Source organism: Achromobacter sp. E1 (genome assembly GCF_037039475.1).
Classification (GTDB): Bacteria; Pseudomonadota; Gammaproteobacteria; order Burkholderiales; family Burkholderiaceae_B; genus Achromobacter; species Achromobacter mucicolens.
In genome coordinates, this window is the sequence record NZ_CP146253.1 from 2,616,932 (window position 1) to 2,640,747 (window position 23,816).

The following is a 23,816-nucleotide window of genomic DNA, read 5'->3' on the forward strand; positions in this document are numbered from 1 at the left end:
GGCGACAATAGGCGCATCGCTCACGCCCCAGGTTGCCCCATGGATACGCCCCGCCGCGTACTGATAGTTGAAGACGACGCCCACATTGCCGAACTGCTGCGCCTGCACCTGCGCGACGAGGGCTACGCGGTCGAGCATGCGGCCGACGGCAACGAGGGCATGCGCCTGCTTGAAGAAGGCGGCTGGGATGCGCTGGTGCTGGATCTGATGCTGCCGGGCATCGACGGCCTGGAAATCTGCAAGCGGGCACGCGCGATGGCGCGCTACACCCCCATCATCATCACCAGCGCGCGCTCCAGCGAAGTGCACCGCATCCTGGGACTGGAACTGGGCGCGGACGACTACCTGGCCAAGCCATTCTCGATGCTGGAACTGGTGGCGCGCGTGCGTGCGCTGCTGCGCCGCAGCGACGCCATCGAACGCAACGCGCGCCAGGAGGCTGGCAGCCTGTCCGTTCATGGCGTGTCGATCGACCCCATCGCCAGGACGGTGGACGTGGATGCGCGCCGGCTGGATCTCACGCCGCGCGAGTTCGACCTGCTGCACTTTTTTGCGCGGCATCCGGACAAGGTGTTCTCGCGCATGGACCTGCTGAACCAGGTGTGGGGCTACCAGCACGAAGGATACGAGCACACGGTCAACACCCATATCAACCGGTTGCGCACCAAGATAGAAGCCGACCCGTCCGACCCGCAGCGCATCCTGACGGTCTGGGGCCGGGGCTACAAGTTCGCGGCCGCGCCGGGGGGACAGCCATGAAACGCTTCACCTTGACCCAGCGCCTGTCGGGCGTGTTTGCGCTGCTCTTGCTTGCCTGCTGCGGCGCGTCCGCCTGGCTGCAGATCGCGGCCAACTCGCGCTATGAACAGGAGGTCGTGCAGAGGCTGTCCAGCGGACTGGCGCAGCACATCGCCGGTTCCACCGAACTGATGGACGCCAGCGGCTGGAAGCCGGGCGCGGTCCGGTCGATGTTCGACATGCTGATGACCGTGAATCCCGCGGTTGAGGTCTACCTGCTGTCGAGCGATGGCCGCATCGTGGGCGACGCCGCGCCGCCCGGTCAGATCAAGCGCGAACGCGTGGACCTCGGCCCGGTCAAGCGTTTGCTGGCCGGGGGGATGCTGCCCATCACGGGCGATGATCCGCGCAGCGCCGATGCGCAAAAGGTGTTCAGCGCCGCGCCCGTGCGCGTGGATGGGCGCGAACAGGGCTATGTCTACGTGGTGCTGCAGGGGCAGGCGCATGATGCGCTGGCGATGGATGTGTCGCGCAGTTCGGTGCTGCGCACCACGCTCTGGTCGATCGCGCTGGTGGCCTTGCTGGGGTTGGTGGCGGGGCTGGCCGCGTTTGCGCTCATCACGCGGCCGCTTCGCGGGCTGACACGCGCGGTGCGCGCGTTCGAGGGCGACGACGGCCAGGCGCTGGCCGCGCTGGAGCAGCCGGGCGACGCGTCCGCCCGCAATGGCGACGAGATCGCGGTGCTGCGGCGCACGTTTGCGCAGATGGGGCGGCGCATCTCGGAGCAATGGCGGGAGCTGACGCGCCAGGACCAGCAGCGCCGGGACCTGGTCGCCAATATTTCGCACGATCTGCGCACCCCGCTGACGTCGCTGCACGGATATCTGGAAACGCTGCGATTCAAGGATGAGACACTTGCGCCGGCCGAGCGCCGCCGCTATCTGGACATCGCGCTGGCGCAAAGCCGCAAGGTGGGGCGGCTGGCGCAGGAACTGTTTGAACTGGCGCGGCTGGAGTCCGGACTGGTACGCCTTGAGCCCGAGACGTTTTCGCTGCCTGAACTGGTGCAGGACGTGATGCAGAAGTTCGAACTGGCCGCCGAGGCGCGCCAGCAGCGGCTGTCCACGGACATCGCGCAGGCGCTGCCGCCCGTGCGTGCGGACCTGGGCCTGATCGAGCGCGTGCTGACGAACCTGTTGGACAACGCGATCCGCCATAGCCCGCCGGGCGGCCGGATCGAATTGCAGCTGGGGCTGGCGCGCAACCGCGTGCGCGTGCAGGTCAGCGATTCCGGCGCGGGCATTCCGGACAAATTGCGTGCCGGACTATTCACGCGCGCCTCGGCGCTGAACCGGGGGCCTAGCGAGGGCGGCGGGTTGGGGCTGGTGATCGTGCAGCGCATCCTGCAACTGCACCAGAGCGAGATCCGGCTGGTCGACGACGCCGAGGGCGGGGCGGTGTTTCAGTTTGAACTGGCGGCTGCAACGCCCGCCTGAATGACATATCAGCCGGGCACTTCGCCCGTCACGCGGTGGATGATGCCGCGCACCGCGTCCACCTCCAGCACATCGCCGGTGGCGACGTCTTGCAGGATGCCGTGGACGCTGACCACGGCGGGGATGCCAAATTCGCGCGCCACGATGGCGGCGTGCGACAGATAACCGCCGACTTCCATCACCACCGCGCCCGCGCGCAAAAAGAGGGGCGTCCACGCCGGGTCGGAAGACGCCGCGACCAGGATGCCGCCGGCCGGCATCGCCAGGCCCTCGTCGGGCGTGCGCGCCACGAACGCGCGCCCGCGGGCGCGGCCCCCGGCCACCGGCGTGCCGCTCCAGGCGTTCATTGCGCCGGCCGCAGGCGCGCGCGCTTCCTGTTCGCGGGCTGGCGGGCTCGCGCCGGCGTGTTCGGTGATGACATCCAGGTCCGGCAGGGCCGACCAGGCCTGCAATTGCGCCCGCCGGGCCGTGGCGCGCCGGCCCAGCGCCGCCGCGCCGATCCGGCCGTCCGCCAGCGCGAAGATCTCGGCCGCATTCAGATGGAAGACGTCTTCGGGCGCGGCCAGTCCGTGCGGACCGGCGGTGCGGCGACCCAGTTCCAGCGCGCTTCGGCGGGCCACGGCCAGGTAAGCCACGAGCACGCTGCGCGCCGCCTCGCGCTGGTTGCCTTCCAGGCGGGAGGCGGCCAGCAGCTTGGCCGCGAGCGGCCGCTGCCAGAAGGGCAAGGCACGGCGCACGCGGCGCCATGCTTCTTGCGCGGCCTCGCGTTGCCGCGCGCGCAGGGCGGCCGGATCGGCGCCGATCAGGTTCAGCACACTATTCAGCAAATATCCCGGCGCCTCACGCCAACGCGGGTTGCGCAGGTAGGTTTCGTACACGGCGCGGTGGCCGTAGCGGTCCAGGAATTCGGCAAAGGCCGTCTTGAAGGGGCTGACGTCTGGCAGCGCCTCGGCCCACGCGGCGTCGTCGCGGTCCGGCGCGCGAAGCCAGGCAAGCGCCTGCGCGTCCTCGGCCGCCAGTTGGGCCAGCGTCATCAGGGCGTAGCCCTGCTGCGCGGTGACGCTGGGGTCGCCGCCCGCCATCAGGGCGGCGGTCAGCGCATGGCCTTCGCCCGGCACGGCTTTCTCGACCAGTTCCAGCAGCTTGGAAAGCGCGCCGCCCCCCGAGCCCTGCAAAAAGAACAGTTCATCCGCGGCCAGCACGGTTTCGAACTGCTGGCACAAGCTGGCGCCCAGCTCGGAGTTTGACGCCGGCAAGGGCGCCCTGAGCCATTGCTGCGCGCGGGCCAGCAGCCGGGGCAGGTTGGCCGCGGCGTGACGGCGCAGGGGCGCGGCACGGCGAAGATAGCGCACGATGCGCAGGCCGTGCCGCACGCGCTGACCCAGGGACAGCGGCGTCACGTGGATCTCGGGCTGTGCGCCGCCCAGCAGCGCGTTCATGTCGCGGGGCTTGACCCCCAGCGCGTCGTAGCCGACCCACTGGATGACCGAGGCATTGAGATAGGCCCGGCCTTGCAGCAACGCGGCCAGCCGCACGCCGGGCAGGGTTTGGTAGCCGCTCAGTTCGAATCCGCAGGTCAGCATGCGCTGGGCCATGACGCGCCCCGCATCCCATTCCATTGCCGACATCACCTGCGGCAAAACTTCGCGCGTGTTGCCGCGCGACCAATAGTCGGGCTGGCCTTGCAGTGCGGGATACGTGTGGCGCGCGGACGCGGTGACGGGCCGGGCCTGCACGATCCAGAATCTCTCGCCGTCCCACGCCCACTCGATGTCGTAGCCGGCGCCGCTGTAGTCCAGCGCGCGGGCAGCGTCGCGAGCCATGTCGCCCAGCGTTTCGGCCTGGGTATCCGTCAGCACGGCCTGCGCGGCGCGCGCGTCGGACGTGCCGCTGCGCTGCGTTCCTCCGTTTGCGGCCGGCGTCGTGGCGAGGCGCTTGGCGCCGATGCGCCGCAGCGCGACGGGCCATGCCTGGCGCAGGTAATCCTCGCGCAGGTGGTAGGCGTCGCCGTCCGCCTCGCCGTTCACCAGCGACTCTCCCAACCCCCAGTTCGCGTGGATGACCATCTCGTCGTGGCGGCCCGTCGCGGGATCGATGGTGAAGGCGATGCCCGAGGCCACCGCGTCGATCATCGGCATCACCACCACCGCCATGCCGCCCGCGCCGTCCGCCGGCAGGCCAAGACGCTGACGGTAAGCCTGCGCCTGGGGCGTAAACAGCGAATCCCAGATGCGCCGCAGCGCATGGCGAACCGCCTGGGGCCCCCGCACGTTCAGGCAGGACAAGTGGATGCCGGCAAACGAGGCGCGCGCGGAGTCCTCCTGCGGCGCGGACGAGCGCAGCGCCAGGGGACGATCCAGCCAGCCGCGTTGGCGCAAGGCCTCATGCAGCACGGTCAGCACGGCTTCGGGCACGTCCCGGCCCGGCTGATGGGCGTGGCTGGCCTGCGCGGCCAGCACGAAGCCGTCCGGCACCGGCACGCCGAACTGCGCCAGGCGGCCCAGTTGCCAACCCTTGCCGCCCGCGGTTTGCGGACCGGATTCGGCCGCCGCTGCCCAGTCCAGCACCAGGGCGCTCATGCCGTGCTCCCGCCGACGCCGTCCACGAAAAGCGTGATGGCGGCGTCAAATTCCTGCTTGAGCGATGCGCCGGGCTGGTCCAGCCACCGCAGCAACGCGCCCAGGTAAAGAAACTGAAGGTGGTGCGCCAGGAGGTCCGCGTCCAGGTCGGACCGGGCCTGGTTTGCCGCTTGCGCGTCCTGGATCAACGTCGCGAACACACGCTGCAGGCCGCTGCGCGGATGGCGTTCGTCGTCGCGTCCGGTGGTCTGCATGCTGGCGAATCGGTAGCGCAGGTAAGGGCCGAGATAGGCGCGGTGCGATTCGGACCAGTGTGCCGAGGCATGCAGCAAGCGCGTCAACCGCGCGGCAAGCGTGGGCAGCGCCTTAAGTGCTGGCCACAATTCGGCCAGGGACGCCGCCAGCTCGGCATGAAAGCGGTGTGCCAGCAGCGCTTCCTTGACGGGAAAGTGGTTGTAGAGCGTGCCTTTGGACACGTCGGCCTGCGCGGCGATCTGCTCCATCGTGATCGCGTCGTACCCCAGGGCCTCGAAGAGCCGCCATGCCGTCTGCGTCAGATGATCCAGCGTCTGCTGGCGCTTGCGTTCGCGGCGGCCGGCGTCGGCAGCGTCGGCGGCGGGCGAAAGAAAAGAAGAGAAGGGCATGGCGATTTAATAATTAGACGACGTCGAAAATTATACGTCGTCTAATTATTTATGCAGGCAGTCGTTTCGAGGCGTCAGGCCGCCGCCGCGGCGGGCTCGGGTTTCACGCGTACCGCCCGCAGAACGCCGACCATCAGGCAGCCGATGCCGACAAGCGTCAGCGGCGCCGGCATGGCGCCGCGCAGGATAAAGGCGTACGCCAGCGCGGCCAGCGTTTCAAACACGATGAGCTGACCGGCCAGCGCCGTGGGCAGGCGTTGGCTGGCCTCGTTCCAGCACAGCGTGCCCAGCCAGGACGCGAACAGCCCGATGGCGATCATGAGCCCCAGAAACACGTCGGGCCGCGGACCCAGCGGCATGTCGAAACGGCTGCCGGCGGCCGACATGCCGATCCACAGCAGCGCGTAGCCCGCCAGCGCCAGCGGCAGTGTGGCCACGCCCTGCGCGGTGGCCCACGTGCGAGGACTTCGGCCGGGATGGTCGCGCAGCCAGTCGGCGTTGCGCAGCGGATACCACGTCCAGCAGGCGACCGCGCCAAGCGCCAGCACGGCGCCGATCGCGTAGCGCGACAGGTCGGCGTCCGGCGCCTGGCGCAGCGCCTGCAGCTCCACCTGATTGACGCAGCCGATGCCGATCGCGATCAGGGCCAGCGACGGCGCCAGCCGCTTCCACGGCAGCCGGCCGTCGCGCCGGGCATTGCGCAGGTTGGCGCTGATGGCGATGACCACGGGCAGCGTGCCGATGATCATGGTCGGGACCGGGCCGCCGGCGCGCTGGATGGCGCTGGCCAGGCACAGGTAATACAGCAGGTTGCCGATGGCGGCGAGCTTGACCGCCTCGATCCAGTCACTGCGGGTCAGGCGGCGCAGGTTGCGCCGGTCCAGCCAGGCGAGCGGAAGGGCGATCAGGCCGAAGGCGAGATAGCGGGCCACGGATTGCAGGGCGGCGGGGTATTCCGGCAGCAGCAGCGGCCCGATGAAGACCAACCCCCACATCAGGCCCGCGGCCAGGGCGTAAAGGGTTCCAGCCCACATACATTGCTCCAGGTCGTGAATGCGGGCAGTCTAGCCAGCGGCGCGGGGCAGATCTTGTACGAGATTGCGGTGGGGCCACTCACCGTGCGCCACTAGCCGTGCGCCACTAACCGTGCGTCTGCCTTTGATAGCGTGCGGGGGTGACGCCGTAGCGGCGCGAGAACGCGCGGGTCAGATGGGCCTGGTCGGTCAGCCCGGCCGCGAGGGCGACCTGGGCCGGCGGCATGCCAGCGGCCAGCAGGCGCTTGGCTTCGTACAGGCGCAGCGCCATCAGCATCTGCTGCGGGGTGGTGTGATGCTGCGCCTGAAAGCTGCGCAGGAAATGGAAGGGGCTCAATCCGGCTTGCGCCGCCAGTTCGTCCAGCGTCAGACGCCGCGACAGGTTCGCGCGCAGGTACTCGATGACGTGGGCGAATCGCGGCGCGCCCTGGGCGGCGGCCGGGTGAGGCACGCGGGCATGCGGCCGGAACTGGACCAGCAGCGCGTGTAGCGCGCTGTCGAACGCCAGCGGCTCGGACGCGTGCCACAGCGTATCCAGCAAAGCCGTCACGCGTTGCGCTGCGGGGGCATCATGTCCCACCGCCGCGCCGAACCACCAGCCCGATTCCCCCGTGACCCGAGCGGCAACGTCCGGGTCGATGTAGACCATGCGGTAGCGCCAGCCGCCTTCCGTTTCGGCGCGCCCGGTGTGCAGCTCGTCCGGGTTCATCAGCACCAGCGAGCCGGACGGCGCCAGATGGTCGGCGCCGCGATAACGGAATCGTTCGACGCCGGATTCGATGGCGCCCAGTCCGAAGGCCTCGTGCGTATGCGGTTCGAACGCGTGACGGATGATGTGCGCGCGGTAGAGCTCGACGCCAGGCTGGTGGGCCGGCCGGCGGAATTGCGCGCGGTCATTGGGATGGTCGAACGCCGCCGGCACGCCCGTGATGGGGGGCGCGGCCATATCGGGAGGAGCGGCGTCGAGGGGTTGCATGCGTGGGATTTAAGCACGCCGCCATGTCGGCCTTCCACCCCGCGCCTCAGACTCCGCGCCACAGACCCCAGGCCTCAATTCACAGGGCCGCCGTCCGACTCCTGCGGCATCTCCTGCGCGCGCGCCAGCAGCAACTCGCGTTCGCGGGCGTTGCGCGTCATCCCCGCCGCGCGTTCGAATTCGGCCCGGGCTTCGGCGCCGCGGCCCAGTTTGGCCAGCAGGTCGGCGCGCACGCTGGGTAGCCAGTGGTAGTTCGCCAGCGACGGGTCCGAGGCCAGCTGGTCGACGAGGTCCAGCGCGGCCTGCGGGCCGAACGCCATGCCGATGGCGACCGCGCGGTTCAGTTCCACCACCGGCGACGGCGCAGCCTGGGCGAGCGCGTCGTACAAGGCCACGATGCGCGGCCAGTCAGTTTCCGCGGGCGTGCGGGCCTGGGCGTGGCAGGCGGCCAGCGCGGCCTGCAGCGCATAGGGACCGCGCGCGCCGCCCAGCGCATCGGCGCGCGCCAGCGCCGCCAGTCCGCGGCGGATCAGCAGCGGATCCCAGCGCCGCCGGTCCTGGTCCATCAACAGCACCGGCCGGCCCTGGCCATCGGTGCGCGCGTGCAGGCGAGATGCCTGCAATTCCATCAGTGCGGCCAGGCCGTGCACTTCGCCTTCGGCCGGCGTCAGTTCGGCCAGGATGCGCGCCAGCCGCAGCGCTTCGTCGCACAGGCCCGGCCGCATCCAGTCGTCGCCCGACGTCGCGGAATACCCCTCGTTGAAGATCAGGTAGATGACCTCCAGCACGGACGCCAAACGCGGCGCCCGGTCCGCCGCCGACGGCACCTCGAACGGCACGTTGGCGGCCGACAGGGTGCGTTTGGCGCGCACGATGCGCTGCGCAATCGCCGATTCCGATGCCAGGAAGGCGCGCGCAATTTCTGCCGTGGTCAGTCCGCCCAGCAGGCGTAGCGTCAGCGCCACGCGCGCCTCGGTGGACAAGAGCGGATGGCAGGCCGTGAAGACCAGGCGCAGCAGGTCGTCGCCGATGTCGTCCTGGCGCGCCGCGTCCAGCGCGTCGACGAAGTCGGGCTCCACGTCTGCCTGCAACGCCTCGAGTTCATGGCCGATCTGCTCGTGCTTGCGGGTATGCAGCGCATCGAGCCGCAGCCGGTCGCGCGCACGGTTCTTCGCGGTGGTCATCAGCCATGCTCCGGGATTGTCCGGCACACCCGTCTGGGGCCAGCGTTCCAGCGCGGCGACCAGCGCATCCTGCGCCAGTTCTTCGGCCAGTCCCACGTCGCGCACCAGGCGCGCCACGCCCGCGATGACGCTGGCGGATTCGATCCGCCAGACCGCTTCGATGGCGCGATGCGTGGCCGCGTTCGTCATGCGCCGGCCGCGTCGCCGGGAACCATGTGGACAAGTTCCCAGATATGCCCGTCCAGGTCCTCGAACCCGTGCGCGTACATGAAGCCGTGATCCTGCGGCGCCCGCGGCGCCGAGCCGCCCGCCGCCACGGCGCGCGCCACCAGGTCATCGACCTCGGCCCGGCTCTCGCACGACAGGCAGACCAGCACTTCCGTCGTCTGGGTGGCATCGGCCACCGGCTTGCCGGTAAAGCCCTTGAAGAAGTCCTTCACCAGCAGCATGACGTACAGGTTGTCGCCAACGACCATGCACGCGCCCTGGTCGTTGGTGAAATCGGGATTGAAGCTGTAGCCCAGTTTCTTGAAGAATGCCTGGGACTTCTGCATGTCGTTGATGGGAAGGTTGACGAAGATCTGCTTGTGCATGGCGTGTCTCGCTGGAATTGTCAGGGGGTTGGCGCGTCGGATTCAGAGGCTGGGAGCGGGCATCTGGCGAAAGCGCTCGACTTCCTGGCTGGGTTCGAAGTCATCCAGTTCGAACACCTGGCGCACCTCGATTTCGCAGGGTTGGCCGGGGAAGGGCGACGGAAAGCGCATCGCCCACTGCATCGCCTCTTCGCGCGAGCGCACCTGGATCATCGTGTAGCCAGCGATCAGTTCCTTGGTTTCGGCGAACGGCCCGTCGATCAGCTTGCGTTCGCCGCTGCCGTCATAGCGCACGCGCCAGCCCTTCGAGGTTGGCTGCAATCCGTTGGCATCCAGCAACACGCCCGCCTTGACCAACGCTTCGTGATAGGTCGCCATCGAGGCGAGCAGGCTGTCGTCCGGCATCATGCCGGCTTCGCTATCGGGCGTAGCCCGGACGATGATCATGAATCGCATCTGAATCTCCTGGGAAGGCAAGGCCCGAAGGGGCGCTTGTACAGGTACGACGAACGCAGATGCCTCGGATCGACATCAATACCGAAATATCAGGGATAACACTTAGGCGGCGGGCCTTCGCTGCCGTCCTAGCACCTGGTTACGAAGGTCCAGCCCTTGTTGCACGCGCCTCTCATACACTCGCTTCCGTCCCCAACCCTTTGAAGCACAACGATGAAAGTCCTGTTCAGTCTTGCCCTTGTCGCCACCCTGCTGACCGGCTGTGCCGTGTACACGCCGCAAGGTTCGGTCGTCGTCGATCCGCACGATGGCGGCGGCCGGGGCGGCTTCTGTCCGCCCGGACAGGCCAAGAAGGGCAATTGCTGATGCCGATGCCGGCCCGCGCCAGACTGCCGGGCCGGTGCTGCGTCACATGAAGCACGGCCCCAGTTCCCTGACCTCGACCGTGGCCCACTGGGCGGCCGGACACTCGGCCGCCAGCGCCAGCGCTTCTTCGCGGGTCTCGCAGGTCAGCAGGAAGAATCCGCCGATCATTTCCTTGGCTTCGGCGTAGGGACCGTCCATCAACTGGCGTTCGCCGTCGCGGATGCTCAGGCGCACGCCTTCGGCATCGGACTTCAGGGATTCGGCGCGTGTCAGCAGGCCGCGCGACTGCAGCGATTCGGCGTATCGCACCATTTGCGCGTAAGCCTCGCGGCCTTCGTCGGGCGTGCGCTGGGCGCGTTGGCCCACCGGTTCTACGATCAGCAGCAGGTAAGACATGGGGACTCCCGGAGCAAACTGCAGACGCCGCGAACGGCGGGCCTGCTAGGTTACCGCCGACCCCGCGCGCGCGCCAAGGCGGCGGGGCTCAGTCTTCCTGGAAGATCGATTCGATCGAGGCCTGAAAAACCCGGGCAATGGCGAAGGCGAGCGGCAGGCTCGGATCGTATCGCCCCGTCTCGATGGCGTTGACGGTCTGGCGCGACACGTCCAGGCGTTCGGCCAGCGCCGCCTGGCTCCAGCCGCGTTCGGCGCGCAATTCGCGGATGCGGTTTTTCATCGATGGCGCAGCGTGTCGACGATGGTCGTGAATGCCCAGACCCCGCCCATCAGCGGCCAGACCACAAACATGCTCAGTTTGGGAAAGCCCGCGATCTCCAGAAAGCCATACGTGAACGTGACCCCCGCCGTGACGGCAGCGGCGATTGCCAGGTGTTCCAGCGTGGTCTTGCGGATGAATTCGTCGGACCGGCGAACGGCGCGCACCACGGCGCGCAGCGCCAGCAGGAACGCCAGCATGGGGGTCAGCAGCACGAGGGTGCGCAGCATGCCGGACGGCATGTCCAGACTGAGCCGCAGTGCGCCCGCCAGCAGCACGACGTACAGCGCCAGCGCGATGCCCAGTTCCTTGAAATAGCGGCGCTTGGCCTGGTGTTGATTCATGAAGAGCCCTTGTGGATGTAAAGCGTGCTTGACATTCTGGCGGGGCGCGGGCGGTGTGTCAAGCGTCCTTTACATCGCTCGTCTTTTACCTCGTTCGCGAACGGCGGCGGCCCAATAAAAAACCGGCTTGCGCCGGTTTCTAAAAAAGAGGATCGCAGACGCGATCAAGAATGGGCCGGCGCGGCGGACGCCGGGGCCTTCGCGGCATTGCCCGCGGGCTTTGCGTTCGTGGCCGACGTCTTGCCGCCCGCCGTCTTGGCGACCGGCGTTGCCGGGTTAACCGCGGGCGCGGCGGCCTGGGACGTTTCGGCCGCCTTGCCTGCGGCGGGAGCCTGAGGGGCGGCGGCGGTCTTGGCCTGGGGCGGCGCGATGTCCATGATCAGCTCGACGCGGCGGTTGGCGGCGCGGCCGGCGGCCGTGTCGTTGGACTCGATCGGGCGCGTCTCCGCGTAGCCCACCGCGCGCAGCCGTTGCGGCGCCACGCCGTCGCGCACCAGTTCGCGCAACACGCTGGTCGCGCGGCTGCTGGACAGTTCCCAGTTCGAGGCGAACTGCTTGGTCAGGATGGGCACCGGGTCGCTGTGGCCTTCGACCGACACCTGGTAGTCGTTCTTGTTGAGGATGCCGGCCAGGCGCTTGATCACGTTCAGGCCCTCGTTGCTGAGGGTGGCCTGGCCCGAGGCGAACAGCAGCTCGTTGCTGATGCGAAAGCTGACCGACTGTTCATTGACGATCACATCCACCGAATTGCCCAGGTCCGCCAGGCCGAGCGATTCCTTGGACGGGGCGGTCAGCGGCTTGGCGGCTTCGGCCACCACGACCTCGTCATCGGCCGGGGCGGGCGCGGCTGCCGCGGTGGCCGTGGCGGCTGCGGGCGCTTCGGTCCAGCTGGCCGGGATCTGCACGGTCTCGAACTCGGCATACTCGCCGTCGTACTTGGGCAAGCCGCTTGCGGCCAGCGTGCCCACCAGCTCCACGGGCGCTTCGGACTTCGCGTAGCCGCCGCCGTTCAGTGCAACCGCCAGCATCACAACCAGCATCGCCAGCAGCAGCGTGATGAGGTCAAGGTAGCTCAGCAGCCAGTTCTCGGAATCCTGCTCGACGGCATCCTCGACGTGCCAGCGCGCATAGCGGTCCTGGCGATCGCTGTCGCTGGGCCGCCAGCCGCTGGCGGCGGCCGCCTTTTGCGCGCGCAACTGCGCCTGGCGGGCCTGCTCGATCCGCTGCGCAAGGGAAGGGGAAATCAGGCTCATTGACGCGCGGCAGCGGGACGGGCGATGGACACGGGGGCGGCGGCCGTGGCGCCGGGGGCGGTTGCAGCCGGCTTGACCTGGCCTTCGGTCTTGGCCTTGGCCTTGGGCTTGGCGTCGGCGCCGCCGTCATAGATTTCGTCCTCGACGTGCATGACGAAGGAATTCAGGGTCTCGCGCACCATGGCCGGGCCGCGCTTCTCGCACATCATCGAGATGCCTTGCAGCACCATGTTCATGGACTCGACGCGGCGCGCCGTGCGGCGTTCCAGCTTCAGCGCGATCGGCTTGCAGACCAGGTTGGCCAGCAGGATGCCGTAGAACGTGGTCATCAGGCCGATGGCCAGTTGCTGGCCGATGGTCTGCATGCTGCCGTCGCCCAGGACGCCCATCAGGTTGATCAGGCCGACCAGCGTGCCCAGCATGCCGAAAGCCGGGGCAAAGGTGGCCATCACGCGAAACATCTGGGCTTCGGCCTGTTCGCGGGCGCGCAGACGGGCCACGCGCCACTTCAGGAGTTCGATGATCTGGTCTTCGGGCGTGTTGTCGATGATCAGCTGCACGCCCGTGCGCAGGAAGGGGTTCGACACCTTCTTGAGCTCGTGCTCGACCTTATGCACGTCGGCGTTCATCCAGAGCTGCGCCATCGACACCAGCTCCTCGATGTCGCGCTGCTGGTCGTGCTGGTCGTTGCGGAACACCGTGCGCACCAGCTTGAAGACGCGCACGACTTCCTGCAGCGGGTAGGCGATGAACAGCGCGGCGCAGGTGCCGCCCAGCACGATCGCCAGGCCGGGCAGGTTGAAATACATGCTGGCGTCGTTGGCGGACAGCGCCACGACGATGATGAGCGTGAGCAGGCCGACAACGGCGCCGATGACGGTAGACGGATTCATGGATCTTGCCCGAGAACATGGCATTCCACGCGCGGAAAGCCGGATTGTCGGGAATTCTAGCCAGCGAACGCCCCGATCAATTGGCCGGAAAGCGGGGCGAAATAGGCGGTAAGCGCCGGCTTAATCCGCCAGTCAGGCGGGCGATTTGCTTGCGGCGCTCTGGCGGCCGTCCGACTAACCGAACGCAGCCGCCGGGCGCAAAACGGGGACGGTCTACGGCTTGGTCACGGCATCCTGCTGCGCCAGCCATTCCTCGCGGGTGATCTCCCAGATCTCGGCCAGATGGCGGCCGCTGACGAAGCCGCGCTCTTCCGTGCCCACCAGCCGCATGCCGCTGCGCGACGAGATCCGCCGCGAGGCAGTGTTGGCGATGGCCTTGGGTGCGCGCAGAACGGGTTTGCCCAGCACGCCGAACCAGTAGGCGGTGACGGCGGCGCTGGCTTCGGTCATGTAACCGCGCCCCTGGTGGGCAGGATCCAGCCAGAAGCCGCGGTTGTTGTCAGGGTCATCGTCCATCAGGCTGACGACGCCGATCAGTTCGTCCGGCTGGGCGCGCGTGCGGATCGACCAATGCCACTGCGATCCGCGGCGCATGGCCGGCAGCGCGGCGTTCACCAGAAACTGGCGTGCCCCGTCGGCCGGGTAAGGCCAGGGCACCTTGTCGGCCAGAAAGCGCACGACCTCCCACTGGGCAAACGTGCGCTGGATGGCGTCCGCGTCGTCCAGGGACAGGGGGCGCAGCACCAGGCGGTCGGTCAGGAGTTCGGCGGGCGGCAGGGCGTCTGGCATGGCGGGCAGAGGGTGGCGGACGAGAAGATCAAGCGGATATGTATATCATGGGCGGATTCTGGCGGTCGCCGAGGCCTGGCTTGGCCCTGGCGACCGTGGCATTGGAGAGAACATGAACAACCCCAACGAAAACGTCAGCATGGCGCTTTTCTGCGACTTCGAGAACGTGGCGCTGGGTGTGCGCGACACCAAATTCCAGAAGTTCGACATCCGGCCGGTGCTCGAGCGCTTGCTGCTCAAGGGCAGCATCGTCGTCAAGAAGGCCTATTGCGACTGGGAGCGCTACAAGGAATTCAAGGCGCCCATGCACGAGGCCAATTTCGAACTGATCGAAATTCCGCACGTGCGGCAGTCGGGCAAGAACTCGGCCGACATCCGCCTGGTCGTGGACGCGCTGGACTTCTGCTACACCAAGTCCCACGTCAACACCTTCGTCATCATCAGCGGCGACTCCGATTTCTCGCCGCTGGTGTCCAAGCTGCGCGAGAACAACAAGAAGGTCATCGGCGTGGGCGTCAAGCAGTCCACCTCGGACCTGCTCATCGCCAACTGCGACGAATTCATCTTCTACGACGATCTGGCCCGTGAAGGCCAGCGCACCGCCGAGGCACGGCGCGACACCCGGGGCGCCAGCGCCCAGCGCCGCTCGCCCGACGAGGAGCGCCGCCGCAAGGAAGAGCAGGACGCGCGCAAGACGCGCGCCGTCGAGATGGTGGTCGAGACCTTCGAGGCGCTGATGGCCGAACGCGGCGACAGCGGCAAGATCTGGGCGTCGGCCCTGAAAGACGCCTTGAAGCGCCGCAAGCCGGATTTCAACGAGTCCTACTATGGCTTTCGCGCGTTCGGCAACCTGCTGGAAGAAGCGCAGTCGCGCGGCTTTCTGGAAGTCGGCCGCGAAGAGAAGTCCGGCACGTACGTGTACCGCGACAGCACGGGCGACGCGCCTTCGATCCGGGGCGGTCAGGCGCACGGCGCCGGGCCGGCCGACGTTGTGACCGATAACGGGGAAGCGCCGGCCGCTGGCGGACGCAATGCCCGCAAGTCGCGCGGCGGCCGCAAGGCCGAGGGCGGCCGCGCGGCGGGTTCGCAGGGCGAGGGCGCCGATCGGGACGAGACCGGGGCGGCGCCCGAGGCGCTTGCCGAAGGCGCGGATGCCTGGAAGCAGTCCGACGCGCCGCAGCAGACCGAAGGCGGCACGGAGGTGGACGTGTCGCAGGCGCCAGGTCAGGGGGCGGGCGCAGCGCCTCTGGAAGAATCCCCGCGGGCGCGCACGGCCGGACAGAAGGACAACGCGCGGCAAGGACGTTCGGGCCGCCGGGGGCGCGGCGCAAGAGGCAGCGACGATGCGCGGCAATCGGTTCAGGCCGGGCACGTCGAAGCGGGCTCGGGGCTGCAGGGTTCGACCGAAGCGCGTGCGCCATCCGCGGTGACGGAATCGTCCAGCGGGCAGGCTGCGCCTGAAAACCAAGCGGCCTCGGAAGGGCCGGCTGCGGGAGAAGGACAGGCGCCCAAGGAGAGGCCAGCCGCCGACACGGCGCCCCCCTTGATGCGGCCGATGCCCCCGCTGCCGCAATCGGCGCTTGTCTCTGGCCCGCCGCCCGTCGTGAACGTTTCCGAATGGATGTTCGTTGCGCCGCCCGCCAAAACGGAACGCGAACGCCGGGGCGAGGCCTCGGATCCCTTCGCCGGGGCGCGCCGAGGAACGGCCGGGTCCGCTTCCGAAGCTGCTTCGGACACCACTTCGGATGCCGCTTCGGATGCCGCGCCCGCCAAGCCCGCCACGAAATCCGCCGCCAAGTCTGCTGCCAAACCCGCCCGGGGCGCCCGCAAGACGGCGGCCAAGACGGAGGCGGCGGCCGAGACGCAGGGAACGTCCGAGCGCCCGAACGCCTCGGCCCCGGCGCAGTCCGCGCAGCCGGCGCCGTCATCGACGCCTGCCGCCGACATCGGCGCCGACACTGCCGCCCCTGCCAAGCCGGCGCGCAAAACGGCTCGCAAGACCGCGCCGCGCAAGGCCGCAAAGAAGGCCGATTCGGCCTGACCGCAAGGACATCCCGGACTGCCGCCCGCCACGTTTGGCTCCTATCCCAAATGCAACACGTTCTGGTCAGCTCCTGCCTTCTGGGAAACCCCGTGCGCTACGACGGTCGCGGGGTGCCGCAAGGCGGGGCGGTCCTGACCCGCTGGCTGGCAGAAGGGCGTGTCGTGGCGGTCTGTCCCGAAGTGGCCGGCGGCATGCCGATCCCCCGGCCCCCGGCGGAAATCGAGCCGGGCAGGGACGCGGCCTCGGTGCTGGCGGGCCACGCGCGCGTTGTCGCCGTGACGGGCGACGACGTGACGGCGCCTTTCGTGCACGGGGCGCGCGAAGCGTTGGCAGCCGCGCAGGCCCACGGCATCCGCATGGCCGTGCTGAAAGAGGGCAGTCCGTCTTGTGGAAGCGGCTACGTCTACGACGGCCACTTTGCAGGCCGCCGGCAGCCCGGCGTGGGCGTCACGGCGCAATTGCTGCGCGGTGCAGGCTTGTACGTGTTCAGCGAACACCAATGGGCTGAAGCGGCGGCGTTCCTGGCCGAACTGGAGGCAAGCGATGCTGGCTGAGGCGGGCGACTGGCTGGTGCTGGCCGGGGTAGCCGGATGCGGCTACCTGGCCTGGAAGGGCACCGTTCGCACCCATCGGGGCGTCGCGTTTGCCCGCGTGGCCGCGATGGCAAGCCTGATCCTGTCCGCCGTCTTCTTTTACGCCTGGTACGCGCAGTACTTGCGGTGGGAGTTCAACGAGTTGGGCCGCTACTACGATCCGATCGAACAGGTCGTCTACACGGACTCGGGGTTCGTCTGGGTGCTGCCGGCGGGTGCGCTCTTGGCCGTCGGCTTGATATTTGCCTGGCGCGGTTGGCGCCGCTGAAGCGTGCCCTTCGAGCGCGCCGGCCGGTATCCCCGACACCGCGCCTGTCAGTTTGCGCGATATCCGCGGCTAGTCATGCAAGAATCCAGCGCGCGGTTGTAGGTGTCCACCATGATCTGGGTGGTCCATTGGGTGATGGTGGCGGGATCGTAACCGCTCTGGTTCATGGCCCAACGCTGGCAGTCCGTGGTGGCGTTCGCCTGGGCGGCATTGACCGGGGGCGCGGGCTCGTATTGCACCGGCGCGTACTGCGGGACCGGCGTGGAATACGCAACCGGCGGTGCTTCGTAAACCGGGGCGGTGTAGACCGGCGCGGCTTCATAGACCGTCGTCCCATATACGGGCGCGGCATACAGCGGCGGGCTCGTATAGCCGACCCCAGAGGAATAAACCCCGGTCTGCACGTAGGAAGGCCCTGAATTGGCTGCCAGCAGCAGCCCGATCGACGCCAGCGCAAAGGCGCCGCCAATCCACCAGCCGCTGGAACTGCTGCCACCGCCGCCGTGGTGATGGTGGTAGCCGCCACCATGACCGCCGCCGTAGCCACCACCATAACCGCCCCAATTCCCGCCACGCCCGCCAGCCATTGCTGGGGCGCTGGCAACCGCCAGCGCCAATCCCACAACAACCGCCCGGCCCACAAACCGCTTCATGATCTTGCTCCAAGGCCGTCCGGCATGGGCAGATTGCCATCAGGCCGGACGATAGCCGTACTGTACTGCGCCGGCGCCTCGGCGGTATGTCCAGAATCGCTACGGGAATTTCAAGTGATTTCAGGCGTCTGACGGCGGCACGGCTGCAAGCCGAAATGGCCAGCGCGCGGCCAGTCTGCGTCGCCTTCGGTAGCGCAAAGCAGGGATCGGTAGTACTTTTCCGCGATGATCACGGCACTACCCGATTCGGCACCGCAGGACAAGCGTCTTACCAAGGGTGAACGCACGCGGCGGCAACTGTTGACCGTCGCCGCGGCGGAATTCGCCGAGCGGGGATTCCAGCACACCCGCGTCAGCGATATCGTCGCCCGCGCCGGCGTGACCCAGCCCGTGTTCTATCAATACTTCACCAGCAAGCAGGCCGCCTATGACGAGCTGGTGGGCCTGTTTGCCCAACGGCTCCGCCAGGCCATCAGCCAGGCCCGCTTGCCCGGCGACCTGCAAGGCGCGGCGCTTGTCGCGCGCATCCGGCAAGGCATCGGCACGCTGCTTGCCATCTTGCAGGAAGACCCCAACCTCACGCGAATCGGCTTTTTCCAGGCCGACGCCGCCGAAGCGCTCAAGGACGAACTGGTGGCCCTGATCGCCGACAACGTCCGCTCAGAACAGCAGGCAGGCCTGTTCCGCCCGGAAATCTCGCCCGAGTGGTTCGGCCAGTCCCTCATGGGCATCATCGAACGGTTCACCCGCCAGCTCCCCGACGCCGCCACGCAGAATGCGCTGGCCGAGTTCATGACGGATCTGCTGCTGGACGGGATGCGCAGAAGGTGAGCCTTACAGGCCATTGACAGGTGATGGGCCAGGCGTTTCGGGGGGAATGCGCGTCACGGTTCGATTTGTTCGCTGTTAACGCAAATATCCTGGGTGCGCGGATCTTCGAAGCCGCACAACCGGTCGATCTCAGCAGGGAACTGCGCGTAAGGGACGTTGTATTGAACGAAGGCCTCCACGCTGTCCGGGATAGCGTGGATCAATAACCCGCCGAGCGAAAGTGGGATAGTAATCGGCGCTTTCATTAAGCCATAGGGCTTCGCGATTCTGCGACGCAATCCTGCATACCACTCCCGGTACGGTTGGAGAGCTTCCTGTTTGCGGGTTAGCCGAGGAGGCAGCGGCGCGGGTTCAGGTAAACCTTCGGGGCCGTGGGCCATAAAGGCTTGAAGATAGGCCCACAGCGCCTTGGCCGACCGATCACCGACCGCTACCCCAAGGTTTCCACATGCCACACAGATCTCGGTGGGCGGGGTCATGGCCATATCCACGCCTAACAGGTACAGCGGATGCCTTGACGTATTGATGGTGCCTGAAAATATCGGGATGTAGCCGGCCAGAGCCTCGACTTGAGCCCAGTCGATAACGTGAAGTCGTTTACTCCTGGGGAAGACGTAATACAGCTTCTGCGTGCGCCTATTAATTCGAACATAAGCACCACGAGTTCGATGTGCTCCACTCGCGAAATAAATCAGCGTTGTGACAGCAGGCAGTGCCGGTGCAGCCATAATAATCGAAAGATAATTTTCGAAATTCGAATTCTTCTCGTTCAAGATGGCTATCATCAAGATCACCCCTGCGATCGCTACCACCGCACCGAGCCCGATATGTCTGGCGGCCCCACTTTGCGTAAAGTTTGCGTACGTTTCGAGTTCGACACATCGTTCATTGACGCGCCTCACCCCGTCCGGTTGAGGATGCTCTCCCGTGGGTCGGTGGTGGTAGAGAGGCGTACCGCCGAACCGGAGGCTTTTTGGCAGGCGTTTGGTGTCAGACATTACTTGGGCTCCGGATTGGCTCGAGTAACGCTGAACTGATCGGGTCAGACAGCCATCCGCCCGATGAGAACTGCAATGGCGTTGGCGCGTGCGGTTGCCGCAACGCTATGTCAGGGCGCGAATCAGGGTCCGGGAAATACAGATACTCGAGTGCCACCCTGGCATCTTTATGCATCTGGATTGACCAGCCGCCATAGCGCAGCGGATACAGGGGTACACCGCGTTCGCAGGGCGGTGGGGAGATGGCTTTTCCCAGGCGTTTTTCATTCGGGCGCTTGGCGCCCAGCGCTTTTTTAAAGTTCACGTTGTGGGGGGCCATCGATCCGGACGCCTCAGGCATCCGATCAGTCGTTACTCGCGCCATGAGCTTCACTCGGTGATTGAACGAAAGGACGTTCAATCTAAGGCGGTACGAACCCCTTGGACATTTGAATAGTTCGAAACTGCGAATGAGAGGGTCTGATTTGTAGAATCCTCGAGTCCGCTATCAAACCAAGTGTCATGGGCTAGGTTCGATTGATATGCATGCGCAGGCGCAGAAGTGCGCCAGTATGAAAACCCCGGCGCCGGGCCAGGGTTGCAATGCCAAACTTGTGCGTGAGCCGCTTCTACTCCACCCGAGCCCCCGACGCCGCCACCACCTTCCCGGCCGCTTCAAAATCCGCCTTCAGCAATTCCTGAAACTGCGCCGCCGACTTCGCTTCGGCTTCGACGCCCAGCGAGGCCAGGCGGGCCTGCACCTTGGGGTCGGCCAGCACCTTGTTCACGGCGGCGTTGATCTGGTCGCGGTTGGCGGCGGAGATGCCGGCCGGGGCCAGCAGGCCGAGCCAGGAGTCGAAGGCGTAGCCGGGCAGGCCGCTTTCGGCCACGGTGGGCAGGTCGGGGGCAAAGTGTGAGCGGGTTTTGCCGGTGTAAGCCAGGAACGTGACGCGCGGGTCGTTGCGGTAGGCGGTGACGCCGATGGTGGCGGCGGTGACCGCCTGGACGCGGCCGGCCAGCAGTTCGGTCACGGCGTCGCCCGTGGACTTCATGGGGATGTGCTGCATCTGCGCGCCGGCGGCCGTCAGGAACGACGCCATGCCCAGGTGCGAGGCGCTGCCGTTGCCAGCGGACGCGTAGTCGTAGGCGCCGGGCTTGGCCTTGACGGCCTGGATGAATTCGGCCGTGTTCCTGGCGTTCAGCGACGCGGACGCCAGGATGATGTAGCCGGTGTTGCCGATGTAGGCGACGCCCGTGAAGTCCTTGCCGGGGTCGTAGCTGAGGTTCTTGTACAGATACCCGGCGATGTTGTGGCTGGCGGCGGCCAGGACCAGTGTGTTGCCGTCGGGCTTGGCGCGGGCGACCTGGGCGGTGCCCACGGTGCCGCCGGCGCCGGCGCGATTTTCAATCACGATCGAGGCGTCCAGGGCCTTGCCCAGTTCATCGCCGATGGCGCGGGCGATGGTGTCCTGGACCGCGCCGGTGCCGTAGGGCACGACGATGCGGATAACGCGTTGATCGGCGTGCGCGGCGCCCATGCTGGCGGCGGCCAGGGCAAGGGCGAGCAGGGTATTGCGGCGTGTGGCTTGGAATCGTGAGGTCATGAAGCGGACTCTTGGTTGGGCGCACCGCTCGGATTGCGGCGCGGGTAGGACGGCGTTGGACTCTAATCAATGGGTCCGCCCGCACCAACGAATTAATCGCCGCTTGTTTATTGCTTGCGGCGATAAGGCCGCCGCCAAAGGGGACAGACCATGGGCTTTATCATGTGCCAGTGACCAAGCCGCGACTCCGGTCGCCGGCGCTTTTTTTTGGCCTGGCATCCATGCCCTGATCGCAGAGGAGATTTATTAGTGGTTCGATCCGCAACGACAGCATCGCACTCCATTCCGACCCGCCATCATGCCGCCGTCTCCTGGCGGCGCAGACGGGAAAGGCCATGGCTGGCGGCCTGGCTGCTGGCGGCGATGCTCAGTTGCTTGTCGTTCCTGTGGCAGGCCCCGGCGGTGGCCGCGTTCCCGCTGCTGCCGGCTGCGTCGGCACAGGAACCGGCAGCCGCGCCTTCGACGTTGACGCCCGCTGCGCTGGCGGACCTGCTGGACAACCCCGAAGCCCGCCAGGCCCTGATCGACCAGCTTCGGTCGCAGGCGGCAGGAGACAAACAGGCGCCGGCCAGCAACGCACCATCGCGCGCGGCGCCCGCCAAGCCAGTTGCCGCCACGCCGGCCGAACCCAGCCTGCAAGAGCGCATGGCCGACGGCGTGCAGCGCTTCCTGACCGGCATTGCGGCCGACATGGGGCAGGGTGCCGACGACCTGCGCGCGCTGGCGTCGGGCCAGAATCTGCGCATGGACAGCGGCCAGGCGCGTAGCGCCTTGCTGCCGCTGGCGATGGCCGTCATCGCCACCATCATCGCCTTTATCCTGCTGCGCATGATCGCCATGCGCATCTATACGCGGATCGACAATTGGGTTGCCGAGCAGGGTTGCGAAACCGGCACGCCGCCCGCGCGCGGCAAGCCGGCGTCCATGAAGGTGCTGGCGCGCCGCGCGGGCGCGATCATCGGCGCGCTGGCCATCGACGTGGCCGTCGTCCTGCTGGCCGCTATGGCGGGCGGGGCGGCGGCGCTTTGGACCACGCCGGGGCGCGGCACGCTGGACGGGCTGGCCTCGCTGTTTCTGCAGGCCTTCGTGGCGGTGGAGATCGTCAAGGTGCTGATCCGCACGGTATTCGCCGTGCGCCATCCGCATCTGCGCCTGTTGCCGATGTCTGACGAACTGGCCAAGTACTGGAACGCGTGGCTCGTGCGCATCGTGGCGGCGGCCGGTTACGGCACGCTGGTGGTCGGTCCCGTGATGGCGGCGGCGCTGTCGCCCGCGCTGGGTCGGCTGACGACGATGCTGATCATGCTGGCGGTGTACATCTACGCCGTGCGCGTCATCTGGCAGAACCGGCAGGCCGTTCGCGAACGCCTGGACCGCCGCGCGGCCGGCGCCGCCACCTTCATGGGATCGCGCCTGCGCCTGCTGTCGCGCATCTGGCACGTGCTGGGCATCGTCTACTTCACCATCCTGCTGGTGGTCAGCCAGGTCGACCCGACGGACGCGTTGCCCTTCATGGCCCGCGCCACGGCGCAGACGCTGCTGGTCATCGGCGTGGGCAGCCTGCTGATCCTGCTGCTCAATGCCATGCTGTCCAAGCCGATCCGCCTGTCGGACGACCTGCGCCGGCGGCTGCCGCTGCTGGAAGCGCGCGTCAACGCCTACGTGCCGGTCGCGCTGAAGGTGGTGGGCTGGATCATCCGCATCATCATCGTGCTGCTGATCCTGGACGCGTGGCGGGCCTTTGACCTGTCGCGCTGGCTGGCGTCGGACGCCGGCGCCGCCGCGATCAAGGTAGTGCTGAACATCGTCATCGTCCTCCTGATCGCCATGCTGGCGTGGACGGTGATCGCCAGCATCATCGAGCACCGCCTGAGCCAGAGCGAAGAGCGGGGCATGCCCAGCGCGCGCGAGCGCACGCTGCTGGCGCTGTTCCGCAACGCCGCGCTGATCGTCATCGTGACCATGACGCTGATGGTGCTGCTCTCACAGATCGGCATCGACGTCGGTCCGCTGATCGCGGGCGCTGGCGTGGTGGGCCTGGCCATCGGTTTTGGCGCGCAGAAGCTGGTGCAGGACATCATCACCGGGGTCTTCATCCAGCTTGAGAACGGAATGAACGAGAACGACGTGGTGCAGGTGGCAGGCGTTTTCGGCACGGTCGAGAAGATGACCATCCGCTCGGTCGGCATCCGCACGCTGGACGGCGGCTACCATCTGGTGCCGTTCTCGTCGGTGGACGTGGTGGCCAACCACATGCGTGACTTCTCGTATCACCTGGGCGAATACACCATTGCGCACCGCGAAAGCGTGGACGACGCGATCGAGCATCTGCGCGCGGCCTTCGCCGAACTGATGACGGATTCGGTGCTGGGACCGGAGATCCTGGAAGAAATGACCGTGGCGGGGGTCACGGCGGTCAACGACAAGGGCGTGACCATCCGCATCCTCATCAAGACCACCCCCGGCATGCAGTGGGCGGTGCAGCGCGGCTACAACCGGCTGCTCAAGAAGCATTTCGACGCCGCCGGCATCGAGCTGCCGTACCCGCACACGGTGGTGTACTTCGGGCAGGACAAGCGCGGCTTTGCGCCGCCCGCCAACGTGCACCTGCAGGCCGAACGGCCCGACGACGGCGGGGACGCGCGCGCCGCGGGCCATACGCGCCGCCGTTTGAAGCCGGAAGCGGCCAACGCCGATTCGGCAGAGGTGCTGGGCAACGAGCTGGAGGCCCGGGAAGAGGCCGAAGCCGATCCCGCGCGCACGGAGCCGGGACGCAGTTAGCGGCG

Annotated in this window: 25 protein-coding genes; 8 read left to right on the forward strand and 17 right to left on the reverse strand. The window is 67.5% G+C overall.

The window, feature by feature from the left end; translation table 11 throughout:
- Nucleotides 1–39: 39 nt before the first annotated feature.
- Together V6V88_RS12035 and V6V88_RS12040 are read left to right on the forward strand one after the other, a co-directional pair.
- Nucleotides 40–759 carry a response regulator transcription factor gene (locus tag V6V88_RS12035; protein ID WP_062841313.1) on the forward strand — a complete coding sequence of 240 codons (720 nt, stop codon included), beginning with the start codon at nucleotides 40–42 and terminating at the stop codon, nucleotides 757–759.
- Complete coding sequence (locus V6V88_RS12040) at nucleotides 756–2,234, forward strand: HAMP domain-containing sensor histidine kinase (RefSeq protein WP_223575690.1); 1,479 nt, start codon at nucleotides 756–758, stop codon at nucleotides 2,232–2,234. Before V6V88_RS12035 ends, V6V88_RS12040 begins: the two co-directional genes overlap by 4 nt.
- Before the next feature lie 8 nt (nucleotides 2,235–2,242).
- Here the strand turns inward: V6V88_RS12040 and V6V88_RS12045 are convergent, their stop codons facing one another.
- From V6V88_RS12045 to V6V88_RS12075, 7 genes are all read right to left on the reverse strand, one after another.
- On the reverse strand, nucleotides 2,243–4,813 hold the full coding sequence (locus V6V88_RS12045; protein WP_223575689.1) for a PEP/pyruvate-binding domain-containing protein: 2,571 nt from the start codon (nucleotides 4,811–4,813) through the stop codon (nucleotides 2,243–2,245).
- The gene (locus V6V88_RS12050; RefSeq protein ID WP_223575688.1) at nucleotides 4,810–5,457 is read right to left on the reverse strand and encodes a TetR/AcrR family transcriptional regulator; all 648 of its coding nucleotides are present in this window, start codon (nucleotides 5,455–5,457) and stop codon (nucleotides 4,810–4,812) included. Before V6V88_RS12050 ends, V6V88_RS12045 begins: the two co-directional genes overlap by 4 nt.
- Before the next feature lie 74 nt (nucleotides 5,458–5,531).
- On the reverse strand, nucleotides 5,532–6,491 hold the full coding sequence (locus V6V88_RS12055; protein ID WP_062841309.1) for a DMT family transporter: 960 nt from the start codon (nucleotides 6,489–6,491) through the stop codon (nucleotides 5,532–5,534).
- A 106-nt stretch (nucleotides 6,492–6,597) separates the two neighbouring features.
- Nucleotides 6,598–7,467 (reverse strand): AraC family transcriptional regulator, encoded by an 870-nt coding sequence (locus V6V88_RS12060; RefSeq protein WP_338619320.1) that lies wholly within the window; start codon nucleotides 7,465–7,467, stop codon nucleotides 6,598–6,600.
- A gap of 74 nt (nucleotides 7,468–7,541) precedes the next feature.
- Nucleotides 7,542–8,840 carry an RNA polymerase sigma factor gene (locus tag V6V88_RS12065; protein ID WP_338619322.1) on the reverse strand — a complete coding sequence of 433 codons (1,299 nt, stop codon included), beginning with the start codon at nucleotides 8,838–8,840 and terminating at the stop codon, nucleotides 7,542–7,544.
- Nucleotides 8,837–9,244, reverse strand: coding sequence for a VOC family protein (locus V6V88_RS12070; RefSeq protein WP_223575685.1), 408 nt, complete (start codon nucleotides 9,242–9,244; stop codon nucleotides 8,837–8,839). Before V6V88_RS12070 ends, V6V88_RS12065 begins: the two co-directional genes overlap by 4 nt.
- A 42-nt stretch (nucleotides 9,245–9,286) precedes the next feature.
- Nucleotides 9,287–9,700 carry a YciI family protein gene (locus V6V88_RS12075; protein ID WP_056317037.1) on the reverse strand — a complete coding sequence of 138 codons (414 nt, stop codon included), beginning with the start codon at nucleotides 9,698–9,700 and terminating at the stop codon, nucleotides 9,287–9,289.
- Between the two features lie 213 nt (nucleotides 9,701–9,913).
- Between V6V88_RS12075 and V6V88_RS12080 the strand changes: the two genes are divergently transcribed.
- Nucleotides 9,914–10,066, forward strand: a complete 153-nt coding sequence (locus V6V88_RS12080) for a hypothetical protein (RefSeq protein ID WP_172802141.1) — start codon at nucleotides 9,914–9,916, stop codon at nucleotides 10,064–10,066.
- A 42-nt stretch (nucleotides 10,067–10,108) separates the two neighbouring features.
- On the opposite strand, the gene V6V88_RS12085 is transcribed toward V6V88_RS12080, so the two are convergent.
- The 6 genes from V6V88_RS12085 to V6V88_RS12110 form a co-directional block, all read right to left on the reverse strand.
- The gene (locus tag V6V88_RS12085) at nucleotides 10,109–10,462 is read right to left on the reverse strand and encodes a YciI family protein (RefSeq protein WP_062841560.1); all 354 of its coding nucleotides are present in this window, start codon (nucleotides 10,460–10,462) and stop codon (nucleotides 10,109–10,111) included.
- Nucleotides 10,463–10,550: 88 nt separating this feature from the next.
- Nucleotides 10,551–10,742 (reverse strand): helix-turn-helix transcriptional regulator, encoded by a 192-nt coding sequence (locus V6V88_RS12090; protein WP_056317041.1) that lies wholly within the window; start codon nucleotides 10,740–10,742, stop codon nucleotides 10,551–10,553.
- Nucleotides 10,739–11,125, reverse strand: a complete 387-nt coding sequence (locus V6V88_RS12095) for a hypothetical protein (protein ID WP_223575684.1) — start codon at nucleotides 11,123–11,125, stop codon at nucleotides 10,739–10,741. Before V6V88_RS12095 ends, V6V88_RS12090 begins: the two co-directional genes overlap by 4 nt.
- Nucleotides 11,126–11,289: 164 nt before the next feature.
- A complete protein-coding gene (locus V6V88_RS12100) occupies nucleotides 11,290–12,378 on the reverse strand; it encodes an OmpA family protein (protein WP_338619325.1) in 1,089 nt (362 codons plus the stop codon).
- Entirely contained in the window at nucleotides 12,375–13,271 is an 897-nt protein-coding gene (locus V6V88_RS12105) for a MotA/TolQ/ExbB proton channel family protein (protein WP_063953424.1), read from the reverse strand. The genes V6V88_RS12100 and V6V88_RS12105 overlap by 4 nt, the downstream gene beginning before the upstream one ends.
- A gap of 213 nt (nucleotides 13,272–13,484) precedes the next feature.
- Nucleotides 13,485–14,060, reverse strand: a complete 576-nt coding sequence (locus V6V88_RS12110; protein ID WP_142055577.1) for a GNAT family N-acetyltransferase — start codon at nucleotides 14,058–14,060, stop codon at nucleotides 13,485–13,487.
- Nucleotides 14,061–14,172: 112 nt separating this feature from the next.
- Between V6V88_RS12110 and V6V88_RS12115 the strand changes: the two genes are divergently transcribed.
- The 3 genes from V6V88_RS12115 to V6V88_RS12125 are packed head-to-tail and all read left to right on the forward strand — an operon-like array spanning nucleotide 14,173 to nucleotide 16,965.
- Nucleotides 14,173–16,101, forward strand: a complete 1,929-nt coding sequence (locus tag V6V88_RS12115; RefSeq protein WP_338619326.1) for an NYN domain-containing protein — start codon at nucleotides 14,173–14,175, stop codon at nucleotides 16,099–16,101.
- 50 nt (nucleotides 16,102–16,151) lie between these two features.
- The gene (locus V6V88_RS12120) at nucleotides 16,152–16,658 is read left to right on the forward strand and encodes a DUF523 domain-containing protein (protein WP_338619328.1); all 507 of its coding nucleotides are present in this window, start codon (nucleotides 16,152–16,154) and stop codon (nucleotides 16,656–16,658) included.
- Nucleotides 16,648–16,965, forward strand: coding sequence for a hypothetical protein (locus V6V88_RS12125; protein ID WP_338619329.1), 318 nt, complete (start codon nucleotides 16,648–16,650; stop codon nucleotides 16,963–16,965). Before V6V88_RS12120 ends, V6V88_RS12125 begins: the two co-directional genes overlap by 11 nt.
- Before the next feature lie 47 nt (nucleotides 16,966–17,012).
- Here the strand turns inward: V6V88_RS12125 and V6V88_RS12130 are convergent, their stop codons facing one another.
- On the reverse strand, nucleotides 17,013–17,618 hold the full coding sequence (locus V6V88_RS12130) for a hypothetical protein (RefSeq protein ID WP_056317057.1): 606 nt from the start codon (nucleotides 17,616–17,618) through the stop codon (nucleotides 17,013–17,015).
- Nucleotides 17,619–17,843: 225 nt separating this feature from the next.
- On the opposite strand from V6V88_RS12130, the gene V6V88_RS12135 reads away from it, so the two are divergent.
- Nucleotides 17,844–18,449 (forward strand): TetR/AcrR family transcriptional regulator, encoded by a 606-nt coding sequence (locus V6V88_RS12135; RefSeq protein ID WP_338619331.1) that lies wholly within the window; start codon nucleotides 17,844–17,846, stop codon nucleotides 18,447–18,449.
- Between the two features lie 53 nt (nucleotides 18,450–18,502).
- On the opposite strand, the gene V6V88_RS12140 is transcribed toward V6V88_RS12135, so the two are convergent.
- From V6V88_RS12140 to V6V88_RS12150, 3 genes are all read right to left on the reverse strand, one after another.
- Nucleotides 18,503–19,447: a DUF6708 domain-containing protein gene (locus V6V88_RS12140; protein ID WP_338619333.1), complete on the reverse strand. Its 945-nt coding sequence runs from the start codon at nucleotides 19,445–19,447 to the stop codon at nucleotides 18,503–18,505.
- Nucleotides 19,440–19,766, reverse strand: a complete 327-nt coding sequence (locus V6V88_RS12145; RefSeq protein WP_280002484.1) for a hypothetical protein — start codon at nucleotides 19,764–19,766, stop codon at nucleotides 19,440–19,442. The genes V6V88_RS12140 and V6V88_RS12145 overlap by 8 nt, the downstream gene beginning before the upstream one ends.
- A 289-nt stretch (nucleotides 19,767–20,055) precedes the next feature.
- Nucleotides 20,056–21,030: a tripartite tricarboxylate transporter substrate-binding protein gene (locus V6V88_RS12150; protein WP_223575675.1), complete on the reverse strand. Its 975-nt coding sequence runs from the start codon at nucleotides 21,028–21,030 to the stop codon at nucleotides 20,056–20,058.
- 363 nt (nucleotides 21,031–21,393) lie between these two features.
- On the opposite strand from V6V88_RS12150, the gene V6V88_RS12155 reads away from it, so the two are divergent.
- Nucleotides 21,394–23,811 carry a mechanosensitive ion channel domain-containing protein gene (locus V6V88_RS12155; protein WP_223576504.1) on the forward strand — a complete coding sequence of 806 codons (2,418 nt, stop codon included), beginning with the start codon at nucleotides 21,394–21,396 and terminating at the stop codon, nucleotides 23,809–23,811.
- Nucleotides 23,812–23,816: the final 5 nt, after the last annotated feature.